This is a genomic window from Micromonospora sp. CB01531 (assembly GCF_001905095.1).
Lineage (GTDB): Bacteria > Actinomycetota > Actinomycetes > Mycobacteriales > Micromonosporaceae > Micromonospora.
Window position 1 is genome coordinate 1 of sequence record NZ_LWLS01000127.1, and the last position, 19,680, is coordinate 19,680.

Genomic DNA, 19,680 nt, shown 5'->3' on the forward strand with positions numbered 1-19,680 from the left:
GCCGGTGCGCGCGTCGATCGGGACCAGGCCACCGTTGGGGATCTGGCTGGACGCGACGTAGAGCGTGCGCAGGTCGTAGGAGGGCACCACGTGCTGCGGCTCCGGCCCGCCGGGGAACTTCTCCACCACCTTGAAGGTCGCCGGGTCGATCACCCACACGTCGTTGCTCTTCGTGTTCGGCACGTAGACCAGCGGCCGGTCCCCGCGCACCGGCGCGGTGAGCTGGTCGGGACCGGCCGCGGCGTAGACGTTGCCGGCCGTCGGGTAGGTCGGCATGCCCGGCACCAGCGGCCCGAACGACCCGCCCGCCGAGGTGCCGGCGGACGGGCTGGTCAGCGTCTCCCTGGGGGCCCGGTCGGTGCAGGCCAGCAGCCCGGCCGACAGGATCAGGACCGGGACGGCAGCCAGCAGCTGTCGGCGGGACACATCGCCACAATAAGGGACAAACAGCGACCCGGCGGGCAGAACCTCAGCTGACGTTGGCCGGGCCGAGGACGCTCTTCAGGTCGCCCATCAGGGCGGTGGTGGCCGCCACCCGGAACGGCCCGAGGCGCAGCGTGGTGATCTTGCCGCCGTTGAGCAGCTTGACGTGCACCTCGGTGTCGCCGGGGTGCAGCACCAGGGTCTCCTTGAGCTTCTCCACCAGCGGCGGCGTGCAGCGGTGCACCGGGATGGTCAGCGTGACCGGCTTGTTCGCCGGGTTGCTGCTGATGTCTGGCATGGACATGTCCATCGCCATGATTCGCGGAGTGTCGTCCCGGCGGTCCACCCGCCCCTTGACCACCACGATCGCGTCCTCGGCGATGTACTGGCCGATCACCTCGTAGGTGTTGGGGAAGAACAGCGTCTCGACGCCACCGGCCAGGTCCTCCAGCGTGGCGGAGGCCCAGGCCCGGCCCTGCTTGGTAACCCGGCGCTGCACGCCGGAGAGAATCCCCGCCAGGGTCACCACCGCCCCGTCGGGCACGGTCCCCTCCTCGGAGAGCGCGGCGATGGTGCAGTCGGCCGCCGCGCCGAGCACGTGCTCCAGGCCGAACAGCGGGTGGTCGGAGACGTACAGGCCGAGCATCTCGCGTTCGAAGGCGAGCTTGTCCCGTTTGTCCCACTCCCCCTCGCCGATGGTCGGCATCACCGTGGTGCTGCTGCCGGCGTCCGCGTCGCCGAAGCCGGCGCCGAAGAGGTCGTACTGGCCGACCGCCTCCTTGCGCTTGACGTCGGCGTACGCGTCGATGGCGTCGGCGTGCACGGCGAGCAGGCCCTTGCGGGGGTGGCCGAGCGAGTCGAACGCCCCGGCCTTGATCAGCGATTCGATGGTCTTCTTGTTACAGACCACCGCGTCCACCTTCGACAGGAAGTCGTAGAAGTCGGCGTAGGCGTCCTTCTCCTCGCGGCACCGCATGATCGAGGTGACCACGTTCGCGCCGACGTTGCGGATGGCGGCCAGGCCGAAGCGGATGTCCCGGCCGACCGGGGTGAACGGCCCGGCCGAGGTGTTCACGTCGGGCGGCAGCACCTGGATGCCCATCCGCCGGCACTCGGACAGGTAGAGCGCCATCTTGTCCTTGTCGTCGCCGACGGAGGTGAGCAGCGCCGCCATGTACTCGGCCGGGTAGTGCGCCTTGAGGTACGCCGTCCAGTACGACACCAGGCCGTACGCGGCCGAGTGGGCCTTGTTGAAGGCGTAGCCGGCGAACGGGACGAGCACGTCCCACACCGCCTGGATCGCCTCGTCGGAGTAGCCGCGCTCGCGGCAACCGTCCCGGAACGGGATGAACTCCTTGTCGAGGATCTCCTTCTTCTTCTTACCCATCGCCCGGCGCAGCAGGTCGGCCTGGCCGAGGGTGTAGCCGGCGAGGATCTGCGCGGCGCGCTGCACCTGCTCCTGATAGACGATCAGGCCGTAGGTGGGGGCGAGGATCTCCCGCAGCGGCTCCGCCAGCTCCGGGTGGATCGGCGTGATCTCCTGGAGGTTGTTCTTGCGCAGCGCATAGTTGGTGTGCGAGTCCACGCCCATCGGGCCGGGCCGGTAGAGCGCCAGCACGGCGGAGATGTCCTCGAAGTTGTCCGGCTTCATCAGGCGCAGCAGTGAGCGCATCGGCCCGCCGTCGAGCTGGAACACGCCCAGGGTGTCACCGCGGGCGAGCAGCTCGTAGGCGGCCTTGTCGTCCAGCGGCAGGTCCAGCAGGTCCAGCTCCTTGCCGTGGTTGAGCTGGATGTTCTTGACCGCGTCGTCGATGATCGTGAGGTTGCGCAGGCCGAGGAAGTCCATCTTCAACAGCCCGAGCGACTCGCACGTCGGGTAGTCGAACTGGGTGATGATGGCCCCGTCGGCGTCCCGCCGCATCAGCGGGATGTGCTCGATGATCGGCTCGGCGGACATGATGACGCCGGCGGCATGCACGCCGGTCTGCCGGATCAGCCCCTCGATGCCCTTCGCGGTCTCGATGACCTTCTTGACGTCCGGGTCGGACTCGTAGAGGCCGCGGATCTCGCCCGCCTCGGCGTAGCGCGGGTGCTTCGGGTCGAAGATGCCCGACAGCGGGATGTCCTTGCCCATCACCGCCGGGGGCATCGCCTTGGTGATCCGGTCGCCCACCGCGTACGGGTAGCCGAGCACCCGGGCCGAGTCCTTGATCGCGGCCTTCGCCTTGATCGTGCCGAAGGTGGCGATCTGCGCGACCTTGTCCTCGCCCCACTTGTCGGTGACGTACCGGATCACCTCACCGCGCCGGCGCTCGTCGAAGTCGATGTCGACATCGGGCATCGAGACGCGCTCGGGGTTGAGGAACCGCTCGAAGATCAGGCCGTGCGGGATCGGATCCAGGTCGGTGATGCCCAGGGCGTACGCGACCAGCGAGCCGGCGGCCGAGCCACGGCCCGGGCCGACAGCGATGCCCTGGCTCTTGGCCCACTGGATGAAGTCGGCGACCACGAGGAAGTACGACGGGAAGCCCATCTGCACGATGACGCCCAGTTCGTACTCGGCCTGGGTGACGTGCCCCTCCGGGATGCCGTTCGGGAAGCGGCGCTCCAGCCCCCTGTACGTCTCCTTGCGGAACCAGGACTCCTCGGTCTCCCCCGCGGGGATCGGGAACCGCGGCATCAGGTTGTGGAACTCGAACATCCCGGCCGGGTCGACCTTCTCGGCGACCAGCAGGGTATTGCGGCAGCCCTGCTGCCACAGCTCGGACGAGTCGACCGCGCGCATCTGGTCGGCGGACTTGACGAAGTAGCCGCCGCCCTCGAACCGGAACCGGTTGGGGTCGGCGATGTTGCTGCCGGTCTGTACGCAGAGCAGCACGTCGTGCGCCTCGGCCTGCGCCTCGTGGGTGTAGTGCGAGTCGTTGGTGACCACGGGCGGGATGTCGAGCTTGTGGGCGATCTCGACGAGGCCGTCGCGGACCCGGCGCTCGATCTCGAGGCCGTGGTCCATGATCTCCAGGAAGTAGTTGTCCTTGCCGAAGATGTCCTGGTATGCGGCGGCGACCTTGAGCGCCTCGTCGAACTGACCGAGCCGCAGCCGGGTCTGCACCGCGCCGGACGGGCAGCCGGTGGTCGCCATGATGCCCTCGGCGTGCTCGGCGATCAGCTCCATGTCCATCCGGGGCCACTTGACGTAGTGGCCCTCCATCGAGGCGCGGGAGTTGAGCGTGAAGAGATTGTGCAGCCCGTTCTTGTTCGCCGCCCACATGGTCATGTGGGTGATCGCGCCGTTACCCGAGACGTCGTCACTCTTCTGTTCCGGCCGGCCCCACTTGACCCGCTGCTTGTGGAAGCGCGACTCCGGCGCCACGTACGCCTCGACGCCGAGGATGGGCTTGACGCCGGCCGCCGTCGCCTGCTTGTAGAAGTCGTTCGCGCCGTGCATGTTGCCGTGGTCGGTGATCGCCACCGCCGGCATGCCGAGCCGGGCCGCCTCGGCGAAGAGGTCCTTGAGCCGGGCCGCCCCGTCGAGCATCGAGTACTCAGTGTGCACGTGCAGATGCGCGAACGAATCGCCCATGCGTGGCGCCCCCCGGGGTGTGGATCAAGGCTGCGTCGGAGTCGACCGACTCACCCTACCTAGGTCGCCTGACCGGCTCCACCGTCCGCGCCGAGGGTGTTCCGGGTCTCTCTTCCGATGGTTGCGTGCCGCACGATGCTGTACGGGGTTGGAATAGTGTGTGCCACACAGTATTGTGTGTCGCATGGTGAGCGACGAGGTCCTCCGGACCCATCTTCAGGAGCTGCGGCGCGGCACGGTCGTGGTGGCGAGCCTGGTCGCCCTGCGCCGGCCCGACTACGGCTACGCGCTGCTGCAACGGCTGGGCGAGCACGGCTTCCCGGTCGACGCCAACACGCTCTATCCCCTGCTCCGGCGGCTGGAGGAGCAGGGGCTGCTGACCAGCGAGTGGAACACCGAGGAGAGCCGGCCGCGCAAGTTCTACCGCACCAGTGCCGACGGCGAGGTCGTGCTGGACCGCCTGCTGGACGACCTGACCGCCGTGCAGACCTCCGTCGCCGGCCTGATCGAAGGAGTGGACCGATGAGTTCCCTGACCGACCGGTACGTCACCGCCACCCTGCGTACGGTGCCGGCACCCCGTCGCGCGGAGATCGCCTCCGAGTTGCGGGCGTCCATCGCGGACATGATCGACGGCCGGACCGGCGCCGGGCAGGACGCCGACACCGCCGAGCGGGAGGTGCTCACCGAGCTGGGCAACCCCGACCAGCTCGCGGCCCGCTACGCCGACCGCCGGCTGCAGCTCATCGGCCCGCGCTACTACCTGGTCTGGTGGCGGCTGCTGCGGACGCTGCTCACCTTCATTCCCGCCATCGTGGGCGTCGCGACCGGCGTGGTGAAGGCGACGGTCGACGGCGAGCCCGGCGCGGCGATCGGCGCCGGGGTGGTCGGCGCGATGCAGACGGCGGTGCAGATCGCGTTCTGGCTCACCCTCGTCTTCGCCGTGCTCGAGCGCACCAACACGCCGCTGAACCTGCCCGAGTGGAGCGTCGACCAGCTGCCCGAGGCGCCGAACGAGCGGCAGGTGCCGCTCGGCGACACCTGCGCCTCGATCGTGTTCCTGCTGTTCGCCATCGCGTTCTTCCCCTGGCAGCACTTCCAGCCCTGGATCTCGGGTGACGGCTCCCGACTGCCGATGATCGACCCGGCGCTGTGGAGCTTCTGGCTGCCCGTGCTGCTGGCGGTCCTGGTCGCCGACATCTGCCTGGAGGTCGCGAAGTACCGGTCGGGGCGGTGGACCTGGCCGCTGGTCGCGGTCAGGACGGTGCTCGATCTCGCGTTCGCCGTGCCGCTCACCTGGCTGCTGCTCACCGACCGGCTGCTCAACCCGGAGCTGGTCCAGCGGTTCGAGTGGCTGCGCGAGGGCGGCACGCAGGACCTGGCGCGGGCCACCGTCCTGCTCACCGCCGTCATCGTCGTCCTGAGCTTCATCGACAGCGCCGTCAAGGCGCGGCGGCACGCCGCCTGAAGCGGTCTCGGCCCGGCGCGCACGGGGGCGCCGGGCCGAGCCTTGTTCCCGGTCAGTCGGCGGTCAGGCGGGCCCGCCACTCCCGACCCAGCATGGCGTAGACCACCTCGTCGGTCCACTCGCCCTTGACGAACTCGTTCTCCCGCAGGTGCGCCTCGCGGCGCATGCCGAGCCGTTCCAGCACCCGCGCCGAGGCGCTGTTCCGGGCGTCGAGGCGGCCGACGATCCGGTGCAGGCCGAGGCCCTCGAAGCCGAGCCGCAGCATCTCCCGGGCCGCCTCGGTGACGTACCCCCGGCCGGTGTGGTCCGGGTGCAGCACGTACCCGATCTCGCCCTGCTGGTGCTCGCCGCTGGCCCAGGTCAGCAGCACGTCGCCGACCAGCTCGCCGGTCGCCGGCAGCACCATCGCCAGGTTCAACACGTCGCCCGGTGCGCGCACCTCGGTGCGCCCCCGCAGGCGCTCGATCGCCGCTGCTGCGGCGGCGTCGTCGTACGGCTCGTGGTAGAGGTAGCGGGTGACCTCCGGCCGGGAGCGGTAGGCGGTCAGGGCGGCGAGGTCGTCGGCGGTGAACGCGCGCAGCACGAGCCGGTCGGTGCGCAGCGGCAGGTCGGGGACGAGCATCCGGGAAGGGTACGGGCACGACCGGCGACCGGTCAGCCGAGTTTCGTATCGATAGGGAGTGGCCAGGCGGATCCGGGGCCTCGAGGTGGTGCTGATGGCCACCAGCGGCGAACGTCAGCTGATCCGCTCCTGGCTCAGTTGCGGCACGAGCCTGGCCGCGGTCTCGAAGTCGGCGTCCTGATGAAGCACGACCAACTTCAGGCGGATGGCGGTGGCGATCACCAGGTGATCCGCGACGGACAGGCCCTGGTGCGCGCTCTGGCTGGCGAGTTCCTGCCGCACCGCCCGCACGACCTGCCAGGCATCGTCGGGAACCGGAACCCATGGGTACAGGTCTCGCAGCCCCCGCTCAACCCGGTCGTAGGCCTTGGCGTCAGCGATAGTCAGGGTTTCCACGACCACCGGGTCACAGATGGCGATCAGGCCACGGGCGGCGAGGTCGGACCAGCTCGAATCGACCTGACGACGGACCATGCGGACCAGCGCGCTCGTGTCGACCAGATACTTCACTGGTCGAGCTCGTTGAGCCGCTCGAAGTGGAAGCCCCCCTCGTCGGCGACCTCCTGAAGGTCGGCCAAGGCCCGCTGCCGGCGCTCGCGGCTGGACTCCACAGCCTGTCGGAGGGCCTCCGTCACCGTCTCCTTCTTGGTGGCGGTGCCGAGCGCGGCGGTCGCTTCCGCCAGAAGATCCTCATCGAGATCCAACAGAGTCTTGGCCATGAAATACACCTCCCGAACGATGATATATCCGGGAGGCGCGTATATCCAGACCCGACGGGTGGCATGATCTCGCGCCGGACGACGACGTCGCCCGGCGCAAACCGCACACGGGTCACGGCCGGCTCAGCCGACCGCCGCCATGACCTCGTCGGAGACGTCGAAGTTCGCGTACACGTTCTGCACGTCGTCGCAGTCCTCGAGGACGTCGATCAACTTGAAGATCTTGCGCGCGCCCTCCTCGTCCAGCGGCACGCTGACGCTGGGCACGAGGGAGGACTCGGCGGACTCGTACTCGATGCCGGCGTCCTGCAGGGCGGAGCGCACCGCGATCAGGTCGCCCGGCTCGGAGACCACCTCGTACGCCTCACCGAGGTCGTTGACCTCCTCGGCGCCGGCGTCCAGGACCGCCATCATCACGTCGTCCTCGGTGGTGCCCGCCTTGGGGACGATCACCACGCCCTTGCGGGAGAACAGGTACGACACCGAGCCGGCGTCGGCGAACGAGCCGCCGTTGCGGGTCAGTGCGGTGCGCACCTCGGTGGCGGCGCGGTTGCGGTTGTCGGTGAGGCACTCGATGAGCAGCGCGACGCCGTTCGGGCCGTAGCCCTCGTACATGATCGTCTGGTAGTCGGCGCCACCGGCCTCCAGGCCGGAGCCGCGCTTGACCGCACGGTCGATGTTGTCGTTCGGGACCGAGTTCTTCTTCGCCTTCTGGATGGCGTCGTAGAGGGTCGGGTTGCCGGCCGGGTCGCCGCCGCCGGTCCGGGCCGCCACCTCGACGTTCTTGATCAGCTTGGCGAACATCTTGCCGCGCTTGGCGTCGATGACGGCCTTCTTGTGCTTGGTGGTCGCCCACTTTGAGTGGCCAGACATCTCATACCTCCGTTTGATGATCCACGCCTGCGTCGACTTCCCGCGCCGAATCCACGGTCAACCGGATCGGATGGTGCTGGCCGGGCGGCTCCGCGTGGACGGCTGCGGCGAGCGATGGCCCTGCCGAACCGCGGCAATCCTACCGAGACGGCGTCCCCGCATGTCACACCCGGCACCCGTGCCGGGGGCGGCGGGCCGGCCGGCCGTTGCCGGAGGACAGCAACCGCGGGCCGGTGAACCTGCCGGCGAGGGCAGGGAAGGGCTGCTCCCAGGCTCAGGCCGCGGCCCGGACCAGGTCCACGAAGTAGCGGTGCACCCGCAGGTCGCCGGTGAGTTCCGGGTGGAACGAGGTGGCCAGCAGATTGCCCTGCCGGACCGCGACGATCCGGTCGGCCGCCGGGCCCTCGGTGACCCGGCCGAGCACCTCGACGCCCGCGCCGACCCGCTCGACCCACGGGGCCCGGATGAAGACGGCGTGGAACGGTTCGCCGTCGACCCCGTCAATCTCCACCGGCGCCTCGAACGAGTCGACCTGCCGGCCGAACGCGTTACGCCGGACGGTCATCCCGATGCCCTGGAAGCCCCGCTGGTCGGGGCGGCCGTCCAGCACCTCGGCAGCCAGCATGATCATGCCGGCGCAGGACCCGTACACCGGCATGCCGGCGGCGATCCGCTTGTCGATCGGCTCGCGCAGCTCGAAGATGTCGGCGAGCTTGCTGATGGTGGTGGACTCGCCGCCTGGGATGACCAGCCCGTCGACGGCGTCCAGCTCGGCCGGACGGCGCACCGGGCGGGCGTGCGCGCCGGCCCCGGCCAGCGCGGCGAGGTGCTCCCGCACGTCGCCCTGCAGGGCGAGCACCCCGATCACGGGTGTGTCGCTCATCGCGTCGTCGCTCCTTCGTCGTCGCGTCGTCGCGGACCGCCGGGCCCGCGGGTGCGGGGCGGGCCGGCTGGCCCGCCCCGCCGGGATCACCAGCCGCGCTCGGCCAGCCGGTGCGGCTGCGGGATCTCGTCGACGTTGATGCCCACCATCGCCTCGCCCAGGCCGCGGGAGACCTTGGCCAGCACGTCCGGGTCGTCGTGGAAGGTGGTGGCCTTCACGATCGCGGCGGCACGCTGGGCCGGGTTGCCCGACTTGAAGATGCCCGAGCCGACGAAGACGCCCTCGGCGCCGAGCTGCATCATCATGGCCGCGTCGGCCGGGGTGGCGATGCCACCCGCGGTGAACAGCACCACTGGCAGCTTGCCGGTCTCGGCGACCTCCTTGACCAGCTCGTACGGCGCCTGGAGTTCCTTGGCGGCGACGAACAGTTCGTCGGCCGGCAGCGACTGGAGGCGGCGGATCTCCTTGCGGATCTTGCGCATGTGGGTGGTGGCGTTCGAGACGTCACCGGTGCCGGCCTCGCCCTTCGAGCGGATCATGGCCGCGCCCTCGGTGATCCGGCGCAGCGCCTCGCCCAGGTTGGTCGCGCCGCAGACGAAGGGGACGGTGAAGGCCCACTTGTCGATGTGGTTCTCGTAGTCGGCCGGGGTCAGCACCTCGGACTCGTCGATGTAGTCCACGCCGAGGGACTGCAGGACCTGCGCCTCGACGAAGTGGCCGATCCGGGCCTTGGCCATGACCGGGATCGAGACGGCGTTGATGATGCCGTCGATCATGTCCGGGTCGCTCATCCGGGACACGCCGCCCTGCGCGCGGATGTCGGCGGGCACCCGCTCCAGCGCCATGACGGCGACCGCGCCGGCGTCCTCGGCGATCTTGGCCTGCTCGGGGGTGACCACGTCCATGATCACGCCGCCCTTGAGCATCTCGGCCATGCCCCGCTTGACGCGGGCGGTGCCGACGACGGGGGTGGCGTTGGTGTTCGGGGAGGTGGATTCGGGCACGGGTCATCGCTCCTTGGGCGTGCTCGGGGGTGGCTGCGAAAAAATGCTACGACGGGGTCAACGCCGATCCGACAGCCAATCAGACCCATGGTGGCCTGCTCTGTGGTCGCCGTCACGCCTGGTGGGCGCAGGGTGCGGGGACCGGGACGGTCAGCCCGTGGTGACGTCGGCCCGGGTGGTGACGGTGGGGTCGTCGATGTCGAAGTACTGCGGCCAGTCGTGCCGGCGCCCCATCCGGAACAGGCGTACCAGGGGGCGGCCGCGGGCCGCCCGGGCGTCCCGGACTAGGTCGGTGTGCACCTGCCGGGCCAGGGCCAACCGCCGGCTGGCCGCGATCACCGCCTCGCCGGCCGGGTCGTCCGGGTCCAGCTCGACCGCGCGCAGCTGCCGGGTGAGGTCGTTCTCGGCGGCCTCCCGCTCCTCGGGCACGGCGTCCAGGGCGATCCGGGCGGCCGCGTACAGCTCCACGCCGTAGCGCCGCTCGGCCAGCACGGCAGCGGCGGCCGCGCGGCGCAGCAGGTGGGCGTCGAGCGCCCGGGTCGCGGACTCCGCGCGGGCCTGCAGCCGCTCGACCCGGCCGGCCGTCCAGATCAGGTACGCCGCGACGAGCCCGACGGCCAGGACCGTGCCCACCACCCACCACATGCCCGGCATCGTAGTGCTGCTCCGTTCCCGTCCGAACCGGCGCGGCCAACGGGCGCGCTCGTCACATCGACCTCACCGGCCACCGGGCTCAGCCCAGCCCCACCCACTCCTGGTCCATCACCCGGCCGTCGGTGGCCTCGATCGCCGCTGCGTATACCTCCACAACCCGGCGGGCAACCACGGGCCAGTCGAAGCTCGCCACGACCTGCTCGCCGCAGGCGGTCAGCGCCGCCCGCCGGTCCGCGTCGTCGAGCAGCTCGGCCAGGGCGGTGCGCAGCGCCGCCGCGTCGCCGGTCGGGAACAGCTGCCCGGCCCGCCCGCCGTCCAGCACCCGACGGAAGGCGTCGAGGTCGCTGGCCACCACGGTGGTGCCGGCGGCGAGCGCCTCGGTGAGGATCATCCCGAACGACTCCCCGCCGGTGTTCGGCGCCACGTAGAGGTGGAGGCTGCGCAGCATGCGAGGTTTGTCCGCCTCCGAGACCCGGCCGAGGAAGCTCACCCGGTCCCGCAGTTCGGCCGGGAACTGCCCGTAGAGGTCGTCCGGGTCGCCCGGCCCGGCCACCAGCAGACGCAGCCCGGGCCGGTGCGGGGCGAGCGCGACGAAGGCGTCCCGCAGGATCGGGAAGCCCTTGCGGGGCTCGGTGAACCGGCCCAGGAAACCGAGCGTCCCGCCGGTGCCCGGCCCGCACTCCCCCGGCCAGCCGGGCAGCGGCTCGACGCCGGCGAACTTCGCCACCGCCACCCCGTTGGGGATCTCCACCGCGCCGCCGTCCATGTGCTCGACCTGCACCTTGCGGGCCAGGGCGCTGACCGCGATCCGGGCGGTGATCCGCTCCAGCAGGATCTGCAGCACCCCCTGGGCCGCCGAGAGCACCCGGGAGCGGGTCATCGCGGTGTGGAAGGTGGCCACCACCGGGCCGCGCGCGCAGAGCACGGCCAGCATCGACAGGCTGGGGGTCAGCGGCTCGTGCACGTGCAGCACGTCGAAGTCGCCCCGGGTGATCCAGCGCCGCACCCGCGCGGTGGAGACCGGGCCGAACGCGATCCGGGCGACCGAGCCGTTGTACGGCAGCGGCACCGCCCGGCCGGCCGGCACCACGTACGGCGGCAGCGGCGAGTCCTCGTCGGCCGGGGCCAGGACGCTCACCTCGTGCCCCAGCCCGATCAGCGCCTCGGCCAGGTCCATGACGTGGTTCTGCACTCCGCCCGGGACGTCGAAGGAGTAGGGGCACACGATGCCGATCCGCATTTGCGCCCGCTCCCTCAGATGGTCCCGGCGCTGGCCGGCGGCGTTGCCGGGGCGCCCGTGCCGCCGTCGGCCGTCGCGCGCTGGTCCAGCCACATCCGCTGCAACATGTGCCAGTCTTCCGGATGCCGGGCGATGCCCGCCGCCAGACCGTCGGCAATCCGTTGGGTCAGCAGGCGGACCCGCTCGTCCAGCGGGCCGCTGTCCGGATCGGGCAGCTCCAACCGGGCCAGGGCTCCGCAGGCGATCTCCGGCTCGTACCACATCGACGTCACGTACAGCGGCGCCCCGGTCCGGATCGCCAACAGGGCCGGGCCGGCCGGCATGCGGGTCCGGGCGCCGAAGAAGTCCACCTCCACCCCGCGGGCGGAGAGGTCCCGGTCGGCCAGCAGCGGCACCACCGCGCCCGCCCGCACCCGGTCCAGCAGCACGTCGAACGCCGGCCGGTCGCCGCCCCGGGTGGGCAGGATCTCCATGCCGAGGCCCTGCCGGAAGGCCAGGAACCGCTCGTAGACGGCCTCCGGCTTGAGCCGCTCGGCCACCGTGGTGATCGGCCAGCCGGTGGCGGCCACCCAGGCGCCCGCGGCGTCCCAGTTGCCGGCGTGCGGCAGCGCGATCACCGCGCCCCGGCCGGACGCCACGTCGGCGCCGAGCATGTCCGCGCCCTCGAGGCGGAACCCGGCGAGGATCTCCCGACGGCTCAGGGCGGGCAGCCGGAACGCCTCCATCCAGTACCGGGCGTACGACCGCAGGCCGGCCCGGACCAGCTCGTCCAGCTCTGCCTCGCTCACCTCCGGGCCGACCACCCGGCGCAGGTTGGCGCGGAGTCGGGCCGTACTCCCGCCGCCCCTGCGGTGCGCGCGATCGGCGCCCGCCCGGAAGGCGGCGGCGACCACCGGCCGGGGCAGCGCCCGGGCCACCCGCCAGCCGGCGACGAGGCCCAGCTCGGTGAGGTTCACTCGTGGCCGACCTGCTGCGCCTGCCGGTACACGTGGACCATGCGCTGCCCGACCGTGAAGATCGAGACCGCGGCGAGCAGCCAGAGCGCGATCGGCAGCGCCGGTGTGACGCCGAGGCCGGTGAGCAGGCCGCCCACCCCGACGATCAGCAGCCGCTCGGTGCGCTCGGCGATGCCCACGTTGGCGGTCATGCCCAGGCCCTCGGCGCGGGCCTTGACGTACGACACCAGCCCCCCGGCGGCCAGGCAGAGCAGCGCCGCCGCCACCCCCGAGTAGTGGTGCTGGGTGGCCAGCCAGTACGCGACCGCGCCGAAGACCGCGCTGTCGGCGATCCGGTCCATGCTCGAGTCGAGGAAGGCCCCGAACCGGGTGGAGCCACCGCTCATCCGGGCCATCGTGCCGTCGAGCAGGTCGGTGAGCGCGAAGACCGTGACGATCAGCGCACCGGCGACCAGCTGGCCGCGGGCGCCGAAGCCGAGCGCGCCGACGAGCACGCCGAGGGTGCCGGTCACGGTGACCGCGTTGGGGGACACGCCCGCGCGGAGCAACCCGCGCGCGACCGGCTCCACGACGCGGGTCATGCCCGCCCGGGCCGTCACTTGGAAGATCTTCGCCATGGCGGTCCCACGATAACGGCCGGCGGCCGCGCACGACACGGCTGGTCGTCCCGACCCGCCAGGCAGGCTTGTGCCGGGTCGGCATCGGGTGTGAGATCGAGCGAGGGAGGTGAGCCAGCTCACCGTCCCTCCGTCCGAGAACCCGTCGTCCAGGAGACCACCGGAGGATATCGCCGCGGTACCCGCTCGGGCCCGCTTCCCCGTCGCGCGCGGCGGTCGCCACCCACCACCGGCTGAGGGAGGTGCGCCGCGATGGCGCAGAAAAATCAGGAGAAGGGTGTCACCGGCGGCGCGCCGGTGGTGACCGAGCCCGGCAGGGTTCGCAACGTGGTGCTGGTCGGGCACTCGGGAACGGGCAAGACCACACTGGTCGAGGCCCTGCTCGCGGCCAGCGGCACGATCGGCCGGGCCGGCACCGTCACCGACGGCACCACGGTCTGCGACCACGATCCCGCCGCCGTCCGCCAGCAGCGCTCGGTGAGCCTGTGCTGCGCCCCGCTGCTCCACCGCGACGTCAAGGTCAACCTCCTGGACACCCCCGGGTACGCCGACTTCGTCGGCGAGCTGCGCGCGGGGCTGCGGGCCGCCGACGCCGCGCTCTTCGTGGTCTCCGCCGTCGACGGGATGGACGCCGCCACCGCCGCGCTCTGGGAGGAGTGCGCCGCGGTGGACATGCCCCGCGCCGTGGCGGTCAGCCGGCTGGACCACCCGCGCGCCGACTTCGACGAGGCGGTGGCGCTCTGCCAGCGCGTCTTCGGCGACAACGTGCTCCCGCTCTACCTGCCGATGCTCGGCGACGACGGCGTGTCGGTCGTCGGCCTGATGGGGCTAATCACCCGACGGGTCTTCGACTATTCGAACGGGTCGCCGGCCACCGTGCGGGAGCCGGATCCGGAGCACCTGCCGGCCATCCAGGAGGCCCGCAACGAGCTGATCGAGGGGATCATCGCGGAGAGCGAGGACGAGACCCTGATGGACCGCTACCTCGGTGGCGAGGAGATCGACACCGAGGTGCTCATCACCGACCTGGAGACGGCGGTGGCCCGGGGCCACTTCTACCCGGTGGTGCCGGTCTGCGCGGAGACCGGCGTCGGCCTGGACGTGCTGCTCGACGGCCTTGTGGCGGCGTTCCCGTCGCCGCTGGAGCACGAGCTGCCGGCGGTCACCGGGGTGGATGGCTCGCCGCGGCCGCCACTGGCCTGCGACCCGGACGGCCCGCTGGTCGCCGAGGTGGTCAAGACCACCGTCGACCGGCACGTCGGGCGGGTCTCCCTGGTCCGGGTCTTCTCCGGCACCCTCCGCCCCGACCAGGTGATCCACGTGTCGGGGCACGGCATGGCCGAGCGGGGCCACGCCGACCACGACGCCGACGAGCGGGTCGGCCACCTCTACAGCCCGCTCGGCGCGACGCTGCGCGAGGTGCCCGCCGCGGTCGCCGGGGACCTCTGCGCGATCACCAAGTCGGGCAGCGCGGAGACCGGCGACACCATCTCCGCCAAGGAGGAGCCGCTGCTCATCGCCCCGTGGGAGATGCCCGAGCCGCTGCTGCCGGTGGCGATCGTGGCGAAGAGCCGGGCCGACGAGGACGCCCTGGCCCGCAACCTGGCCCGGCTGGTGGCCGGCGACCCGACGCTGCGGCTGGAGCGCAATCCGGAGACCCACCAGCTGGTGCTCTGGTGCATGGGCGAGGCGCACGCCGACGTGGTGCTCGACCGGCTGCGCGCCGGCGGGGTGGAGCTGGAGACCGAACCGGTCCGGGTGGCACTGCGCGAGACGTTCACCAGCGCCGCTCGTGGGCACGGGCGGCACGTCAAGCAGTCCGGCGGCCACGGCCAGTACGCCGTCTGCGACATCGAGGTGGAGCCGCTGCCCCGCGGCGGCGGCTTCGAGTTCGTGGACAAGGTGGTCGGCGGCGCGGTCCCGCACAACTACATCCCGTCGGTGGAGAAGGGCGTCCGGGCGCAGATGGAGCGCGGCCTGGTCGCCGGCTGCCCGGTGGTGGACCTGCGGGTGACCCTCTTCGACGGCAAGGCGCACAGCGTCGACTCCTCCGACGCCGCGTTCCAGACCGCCGGCGGCCTGGCCCTGCGCGACGCCGCCGAGAAGGGGCAGCCGACGCTGCTGGAGCCGGTCGACGAGGTGACCATCCGGGTACCCGACTCGTCGGTGGGCGCGGTGATGGGCGACCTCTCCGGCCGGCGCGGCCGGGTGCTGGGCACCGAACCGGACCCGGACGCCGAGGGGCGGACGCTGGTCCGTGCCGAGGTGCCCGCCACCGAGCTGCTCCGGTACGCGGTCGAGCTGCGCTCGATGACCGCCGGCACCGGCACCTTCCGGCGGGAGTTCGCCCGGTACGAGCCGATGCCCGCGCACCTCGCCGAGCAGGTCCGCAAGGAGCACACCGCCCGCTCCTGATCCCCCGGGGTCACCGGCGCGCCGTGCGCGCACTTTCGCGGGAAGTGTGGCCTCCCGGGCTGTAGAGCCACACTTCCCGGCAATCGGCGGCCATCCCGGCGGCGCGGCGAGGTGCGCGGGGTCCGTCAGGGCGGCGGCGGGAACGTCACCGAGGGTGCCCGGGCACGGCGGACGGTCAGCGGGGCACGGCGTAGGCCAGCACGAGCGGGGTGGCCTGCCCCGGCCAGGCACCGGTCAGGCAGGCGTCGGCGGGGGCCTCGCCGGGTACCGGCCGCCGGATGACGGCCAGCTCGACCGGGTCGGCCCGGATCAGCGTGAGGTCGCCGTCGACCACCTCCCGGGGCGCGCCGACCACCGGCGGTGCGCCCGCGCCGGCCCGGCCGCCGGTGACGGTCATGCTCGGCGGGCGGACCTCCCGGCGCCCGTCCACCTCGAAGTACTCCTCCGCCGGCCCGGCGCCGGTCAGGACGGCGGCGGCCAGGGCCGGCGGGTAGACCGGGTCGGCGCAGGCGTCGTACACCCAGCGGGGGCCCAGCACGGAGTGCTCGGTGGTGCCGACCAGCCAGCCGTCGGCACCGGCCAGCGGCGCACCCCGGTAGGTGAGCGGCACCTGCAGGACGGGCCCGTCCCCGGCCCGGACGAGCAGGGTCTCGATCCCGACCTCGCCGGCCGGGTCGTCGAAGCGGTAGGTCGCCACCCGGGTGACGTCGGCGCCCGCCGTGCCCGCGAACCACGGGCGGCCGGGCAGCCAGGCGGCGAGCAGGTCGAGCTTCGACGGGCGCAGTTCCGCGCGGTGCAGCAATGCCATGCGGGAGATCGTACTGTCGAAGGGAGGCGCCCGGCGTTTGCCGATCTTGGCGTCGAGGCACTACCGCGGCCTGGAGGAACCATGGGCACGGCGGCGGAACAGGTCCATCGGGCGACAGACGTACCACCGGCGCCCCGCTGGGTGGCACCCACCTTCGCGGTGCTGGCGCTGCTCACCCTGCCCTGGATCGGCTACCTGGCCCTGACGCTGCCCCGGCACGCCGTCATCGTGCACTACCGGGCCGCCTGGGTGGGCTTCGACCTGGGGCTGATGGTGATGCTGGCGTTGACGGCGGTACAGGCGTACCGGGGGCACCGGCAGGTCGGCCTGGCGGTCAGCGCCACCGCGACCATGCTGGTGGTGGACGCCTGGTTCGACGTCATCACCACCCCCGCCGGGCCGGACCTGGCGCTGTCGGTGCTGCTGGCCGCACTGGTCGAGCTGCCGCTGGCCGCGGTCTGCGTCTGGATCGCCCGGCACGGCGACCGGATGGTGGAGCGGCGGCTGCGCCAGCTCACCGTCCGCGCCGCGGTCGCCACCGACCGGGCCGAGGCGGCCGAGCGGACGGCCACCAGTACGCGTCGCCGGCCGCGCCGCGCCCGCGGCCGGACACGCTGACGGCCGTTACCGACCGGCCCCAGCCGCACCGGCGCGCGGGCCGCCACACCCGTCGGCCGGCCGCGCTCCGGATCAGGCGGGCCAGGCCTTGGCGAGCAGGTCGCGGGTGTCGGCGAGCAGCTGGGGCAGCACCTTCGTCCGGCCGATGACCGGCATGAAGTTCGCGTCCCCGCCCCACCGCGGCACCACGTGCTGGTGCAGGTGGGCGGCGATACCGGCGCCGGCCACCCCGCCCTGGTTCAGGCCCAGGTTGAAGCCGTGCGCGTTGGAGACGTGGCGGACCACCCGCATGGCGTCCTTGGTGAACGCCGCCAGCTCGGCGGTCTCCGGCGCGTCCAGCTCGGTGTAGTCGGCCACGTGCCGGTAGGGGCAGACCAGCAGGTGCCCCGGGTTGTACGGGTAGAGATTGAGCACCACGAAGACGTGCTCGCCCCGGGCGACCACCAGGCTCTCGTCCGGCGGCAGGCCGGGGGCCAGGCAGAACGGGCAGCCGGCGGGCTTCTCGTAGCCGCCCTCGGGCCGGTCCTCGCCCGAGATGTAGGTCATCCGGTGCGGCGTCCAGAGCCGTTCCAGCCCGTCCGCCAGACCATTGTCGGTGCCGTTCTCGAAGTGCCGATCCGCCCCAGTCACAGCGCCGATCCTACGGTCACCGCACCCCGATCAGCCCGGGTGCCTGGTCGCCGGTGCCGAGCACCAGACGCGGCGAATGGCGGTGCCCCGGCATCGGGACTCCGCCATTCGCGGCACGTCACGCCCAGCCGCCGCCGGGCCGGTGATCAGCTCTCCGCCGACGGGCCGGAGTTGGTGCGGGAGTTGACCACGTCGAGCACGTGGGTCACCGCCTCGACCATCGGCACACCGTTACGCTGCGAGCCGTCCCGGTAGCGGAACGAGACCGTGCCGGCGGCCACGTCGTCGTCACCGGCGATCACCATGAACGGAATCTTCTGCTGCTGCGCGTTGCGGATCTTCTTCTGCATCCGGTCGGTGCCGGTGTCCACCTGGGCGCGGATCCCCTCGGCGCGCAGCGCGGCCACGAAGCCGTGCAGGTAGTCGGTGTGCTCCTCGCGGATCGGGATGCCGATCACCTGCACCGGGGCCAGCCAGGCCGGGAAGGCGCCCGCGTAGTGCTCGGTGAGCACGCCGAAGAAGCGCTCGATCGAGCCGAAGAGGGCCCGGTGGATCATCACCGGCCGCTGCCGGCTGCCGTCCGCCGCCTGGTACTCCAGCCCGAACCGCTCCGGCTGGTTGAAGTCGACCTGGATGGTGGACATCTGCCAGGTGCGGCCGATCGCGTCCTTGGCCTGCACCGAGATCTTCGGGCCGTAGAAGGCCGCGCCGCCCGGATCCGGCACCAGGTCCAGCCCGGAGGCCTCGGCAGCGCTGCGCAGGGCCTCCGTGGCCTCCGCCCAGTCCTCGTCCGAGCCGATGAACTTCGGCGAGTCGTCCCGGGTGGACAGCTCCAGGTAGAAGTCGTCCAGGCCGTAGTCGCGCAGCAGGTCGAGCACGAAGGTGAGCAGGGTGGTCAGCTCGCCCGGCATCTGCTCGCGGGTGCAGTAGATGTGCGAGTCGTCCTGGGTCAGGCCGCGGACCCGGGTCAGGCCGTGCACCACGCCGGACTTCTCGTACCGGTAGACCGTGCCGAACTCGAAGAGCCGCAGCGGCAGCTCCCGGTACGACCGCCCGCGCGCCCTGAAGATCAGGTTGTGCATCGGGCAGTTCATGGCCTTGAGGTAGTAGTCCGCGCCCTCCAGCTGCATGGGCGGGAACATCGTGTCGGCGTAGTAGGGCAGGTGACCGGAGGTCTCGAAGAGCTGCGCCTTGGTGATGTGCGGGCTGTTGACGAACTCGTACCCGGCCGCCTCGTGCCGGCGACGCGAGTAGTTCTCCAGCTCCCGCCGGATGATGCCGCCCTTCGGGTGGAAGACCGCCAGGCCCGAGCCGATCTCGTCGGGGAAGCTGAACAGGTCCAGGTCCGCGCCGAGCTTGCGGTGGTCGCGCCGGGCGGCCTCCTCCAGCAGCTTCAGATACGCCTTGAGCTCGTCCCGGGTCGGCCACGCGGTGCCGTACACCCGCTGCAGCTGCGGGTTCTGCTCCGAGCCGCGCCAGTACGCGGCGGCCGAGCGCATCAGCTTGAACGCGCCGATCAGTCGGGTGTTCGGCAGGTGCGGGCCGCGGCACAGGTCCGACCAGCAGACCTTGTCCTCGGCGGCGGCGAGGTTGTCGTAGATGGTCAGCTCGCCGCCGCCCACCTCCATCACCTGCGAGGAGTCGAGCCCCTCCCCCTTGACGTCGATCAGCTCCAGCTTGAACGGCTCGTTGGCCAGCTCGGCCCGGGCCTCGTCGAGACTGTTGAAGCGGCGCCGACGGAACCGCTGCCCGGACTTGACGATCTCCTGCATCCGCTTCTCGAGCTTGGCCAGGTCGTCCGGCTGGAACGGCTTGTCGACCTGGAAGTCGTAGTAGAAGCCGTTCTCGATCGGCGGCCCGATGCCGAGCTTGGCCTCCGGGAAGACGTCCTGCACCGCCTGGGCGAGCACGTGCGCGGTCGAGTGGCGCAGCACGTTCAGCCCGTCCGGCGAGTCGAGGCTCACCGGCTCGACGGCGGTCTCCTCCGCCGGCTTCCAGTCCAGGTCACGCAGCACGCCCTGGGGGTCGCGGACCACCACGATCGCCTTCGGGCCCGTGGTGGGCAGCCCGGCCGCCGCCACCGCGTCGGCCGCCGTCGTCCCGGCGGCGACGACGACGGGGTCGGCCACGACGGGGGTACGGGGTGCGGACACGGTGACTCCTGTCGTCGA

At 71.9% G+C, this 19,680-nt stretch carries 19 protein-coding genes; 4 read left to right on the forward strand and 15 right to left on the reverse strand.

All coding sequences use genetic code 11. The features are described from left to right. Positions 1 to 426 (reverse strand): YncE family protein (locus tag A6A27_RS46595; protein WP_443190034.1); only part of this gene is annotated, 426 nt, incomplete at its 3' end. Positions 427 to 469: 43 nt separating this feature from the next. Then, a complete protein-coding gene (gene dnaE / locus A6A27_RS37810) occupies positions 470 to 4,003 on the reverse strand; it encodes a DNA polymerase III subunit alpha (RefSeq protein ID WP_073839466.1) in 3,534 nt (1,177 codons plus the stop codon). Between the two features lie 184 nt (positions 4,004 to 4,187). Between dnaE and A6A27_RS37815 the strand changes: the two genes are divergently transcribed. Together A6A27_RS37815 and A6A27_RS37820 are read left to right on the forward strand one after the other, a co-directional pair. Then, positions 4,188 to 4,529 carry a PadR family transcriptional regulator gene (locus A6A27_RS37815; RefSeq protein WP_073839467.1) on the forward strand — a complete coding sequence of 114 codons (342 nt, stop codon included), beginning with the start codon at positions 4,188 to 4,190 and terminating at the stop codon, positions 4,527 to 4,529. Beyond that, on the forward strand, positions 4,526 to 5,470 hold the full coding sequence (locus A6A27_RS37820; protein WP_073839468.1) for a permease prefix domain 1-containing protein: 945 nt from the start codon (positions 4,526 to 4,528) through the stop codon (positions 5,468 to 5,470). The genes A6A27_RS37815 and A6A27_RS37820 overlap by 4 nt, the downstream gene beginning before the upstream one ends. A 52-nt stretch (positions 5,471 to 5,522) precedes the next feature. Here A6A27_RS37820 and A6A27_RS37825 read toward each other — a convergent pair whose 3' ends face one another. The 10 genes from A6A27_RS37825 to pgsA all read right to left on the reverse strand — a co-directional run bounded on the left by A6A27_RS37825 (position 5,523) and on the right by pgsA (position 13,038). Then, the gene (locus A6A27_RS37825; protein ID WP_073839469.1) at positions 5,523 to 6,092 is read right to left on the reverse strand and encodes a GNAT family N-acetyltransferase; all 570 of its coding nucleotides are present in this window, start codon (positions 6,090 to 6,092) and stop codon (positions 5,523 to 5,525) included. Positions 6,093 to 6,206: 114 nt separating this feature from the next. Further along, positions 6,207 to 6,602 (reverse strand): PIN domain-containing protein, encoded by a 396-nt coding sequence (locus A6A27_RS37830; RefSeq protein ID WP_073839470.1) that lies wholly within the window; start codon positions 6,600 to 6,602, stop codon positions 6,207 to 6,209. Then, positions 6,599 to 6,811: a type II toxin-antitoxin system VapB family antitoxin gene (locus tag A6A27_RS37835; RefSeq protein WP_073839675.1), complete on the reverse strand. Its 213-nt coding sequence runs from the start codon at positions 6,809 to 6,811 to the stop codon at positions 6,599 to 6,601. The genes A6A27_RS37830 and A6A27_RS37835 overlap by 4 nt, the downstream gene beginning before the upstream one ends. Before the next feature lie 123 nt (positions 6,812 to 6,934). Further along, positions 6,935 to 7,684: a YebC/PmpR family DNA-binding transcriptional regulator gene (locus tag A6A27_RS37840; RefSeq protein WP_073839471.1), complete on the reverse strand. Its 750-nt coding sequence runs from the start codon at positions 7,682 to 7,684 to the stop codon at positions 6,935 to 6,937. 274 nt (positions 7,685 to 7,958) lie between these two features. Continuing rightward, positions 7,959 to 8,567: a pyridoxal 5'-phosphate synthase glutaminase subunit PdxT gene (pdxT, locus tag A6A27_RS37845; RefSeq protein WP_073839472.1), complete on the reverse strand. Its 609-nt coding sequence runs from the start codon at positions 8,565 to 8,567 to the stop codon at positions 7,959 to 7,961. A gap of 86 nt (positions 8,568 to 8,653) precedes the next feature. After that, positions 8,654 to 9,571 carry a pyridoxal 5'-phosphate synthase lyase subunit PdxS gene (gene pdxS, locus A6A27_RS37850; protein ID WP_073839473.1) on the reverse strand — a complete coding sequence of 306 codons (918 nt, stop codon included), beginning with the start codon at positions 9,569 to 9,571 and terminating at the stop codon, positions 8,654 to 8,656. A gap of 150 nt (positions 9,572 to 9,721) precedes the next feature. Further along, positions 9,722 to 10,216 (reverse strand): hypothetical protein, encoded by a 495-nt coding sequence (locus A6A27_RS37855; RefSeq protein WP_198940628.1) that lies wholly within the window; start codon positions 10,214 to 10,216, stop codon positions 9,722 to 9,724. Positions 10,217 to 10,304: 88 nt separating this feature from the next. Beyond that, positions 10,305 to 11,465, reverse strand: coding sequence for a glycosyltransferase family 4 protein (locus tag A6A27_RS37860; protein ID WP_073839676.1), 1,161 nt, complete (start codon positions 11,463 to 11,465; stop codon positions 10,305 to 10,307). A gap of 14 nt (positions 11,466 to 11,479) precedes the next feature. After that, positions 11,480 to 12,421, reverse strand: a complete 942-nt coding sequence (locus A6A27_RS37865) for a phosphatidylinositol mannoside acyltransferase (protein WP_073839475.1) — start codon at positions 12,419 to 12,421, stop codon at positions 11,480 to 11,482. Continuing rightward, positions 12,418 to 13,038 (reverse strand): phosphatidylinositol phosphate synthase, encoded by a 621-nt coding sequence (pgsA, locus tag A6A27_RS37870; RefSeq protein WP_073839476.1) that lies wholly within the window; start codon positions 13,036 to 13,038, stop codon positions 12,418 to 12,420. Before pgsA ends, A6A27_RS37865 begins: the two co-directional genes overlap by 4 nt. A gap of 252 nt (positions 13,039 to 13,290) precedes the next feature. Here pgsA and A6A27_RS37875 point away from each other — a divergent pair, with 252 nt between their 5' ends. Continuing rightward, positions 13,291 to 15,453 (forward strand): elongation factor G-like protein EF-G2, encoded by a 2,163-nt coding sequence (locus A6A27_RS37875; protein ID WP_073839477.1) that lies wholly within the window; start codon positions 13,291 to 13,293, stop codon positions 15,451 to 15,453. Positions 15,454 to 15,628: 175 nt separating this feature from the next. Here the strand turns inward: A6A27_RS37875 and A6A27_RS37880 are convergent, their stop codons facing one another. Continuing rightward, the gene (locus tag A6A27_RS37880; RefSeq protein WP_073839478.1) at positions 15,629 to 16,261 is read right to left on the reverse strand and encodes a CG0192-related protein; all 633 of its coding nucleotides are present in this window, start codon (positions 16,259 to 16,261) and stop codon (positions 15,629 to 15,631) included. An 81-nt stretch (positions 16,262 to 16,342) separates the two neighbouring features. Here A6A27_RS37880 and A6A27_RS37885 point away from each other — a divergent pair, with 81 nt between their 5' ends. Further along, a complete protein-coding gene (locus tag A6A27_RS37885; protein WP_073839479.1) occupies positions 16,343 to 16,879 on the forward strand; it encodes a hypothetical protein in 537 nt (178 codons plus the stop codon). 72 nt (positions 16,880 to 16,951) lie between these two features. Here A6A27_RS37885 and A6A27_RS37890 read toward each other — a convergent pair whose 3' ends face one another. Beyond that, positions 16,952 to 17,509, reverse strand: coding sequence for an HIT family protein (locus tag A6A27_RS37890; RefSeq protein WP_073839480.1), 558 nt, complete (start codon positions 17,507 to 17,509; stop codon positions 16,952 to 16,954). Between the two features lie 146 nt (positions 17,510 to 17,655). Then, positions 17,656 to 19,662: a threonine--tRNA ligase gene (thrS, locus tag A6A27_RS37895; RefSeq protein ID WP_073839481.1), complete on the reverse strand. Its 2,007-nt coding sequence runs from the start codon at positions 19,660 to 19,662 to the stop codon at positions 17,656 to 17,658. Between the last annotated feature and the right edge of the window lie 18 nt (positions 19,663 to 19,680).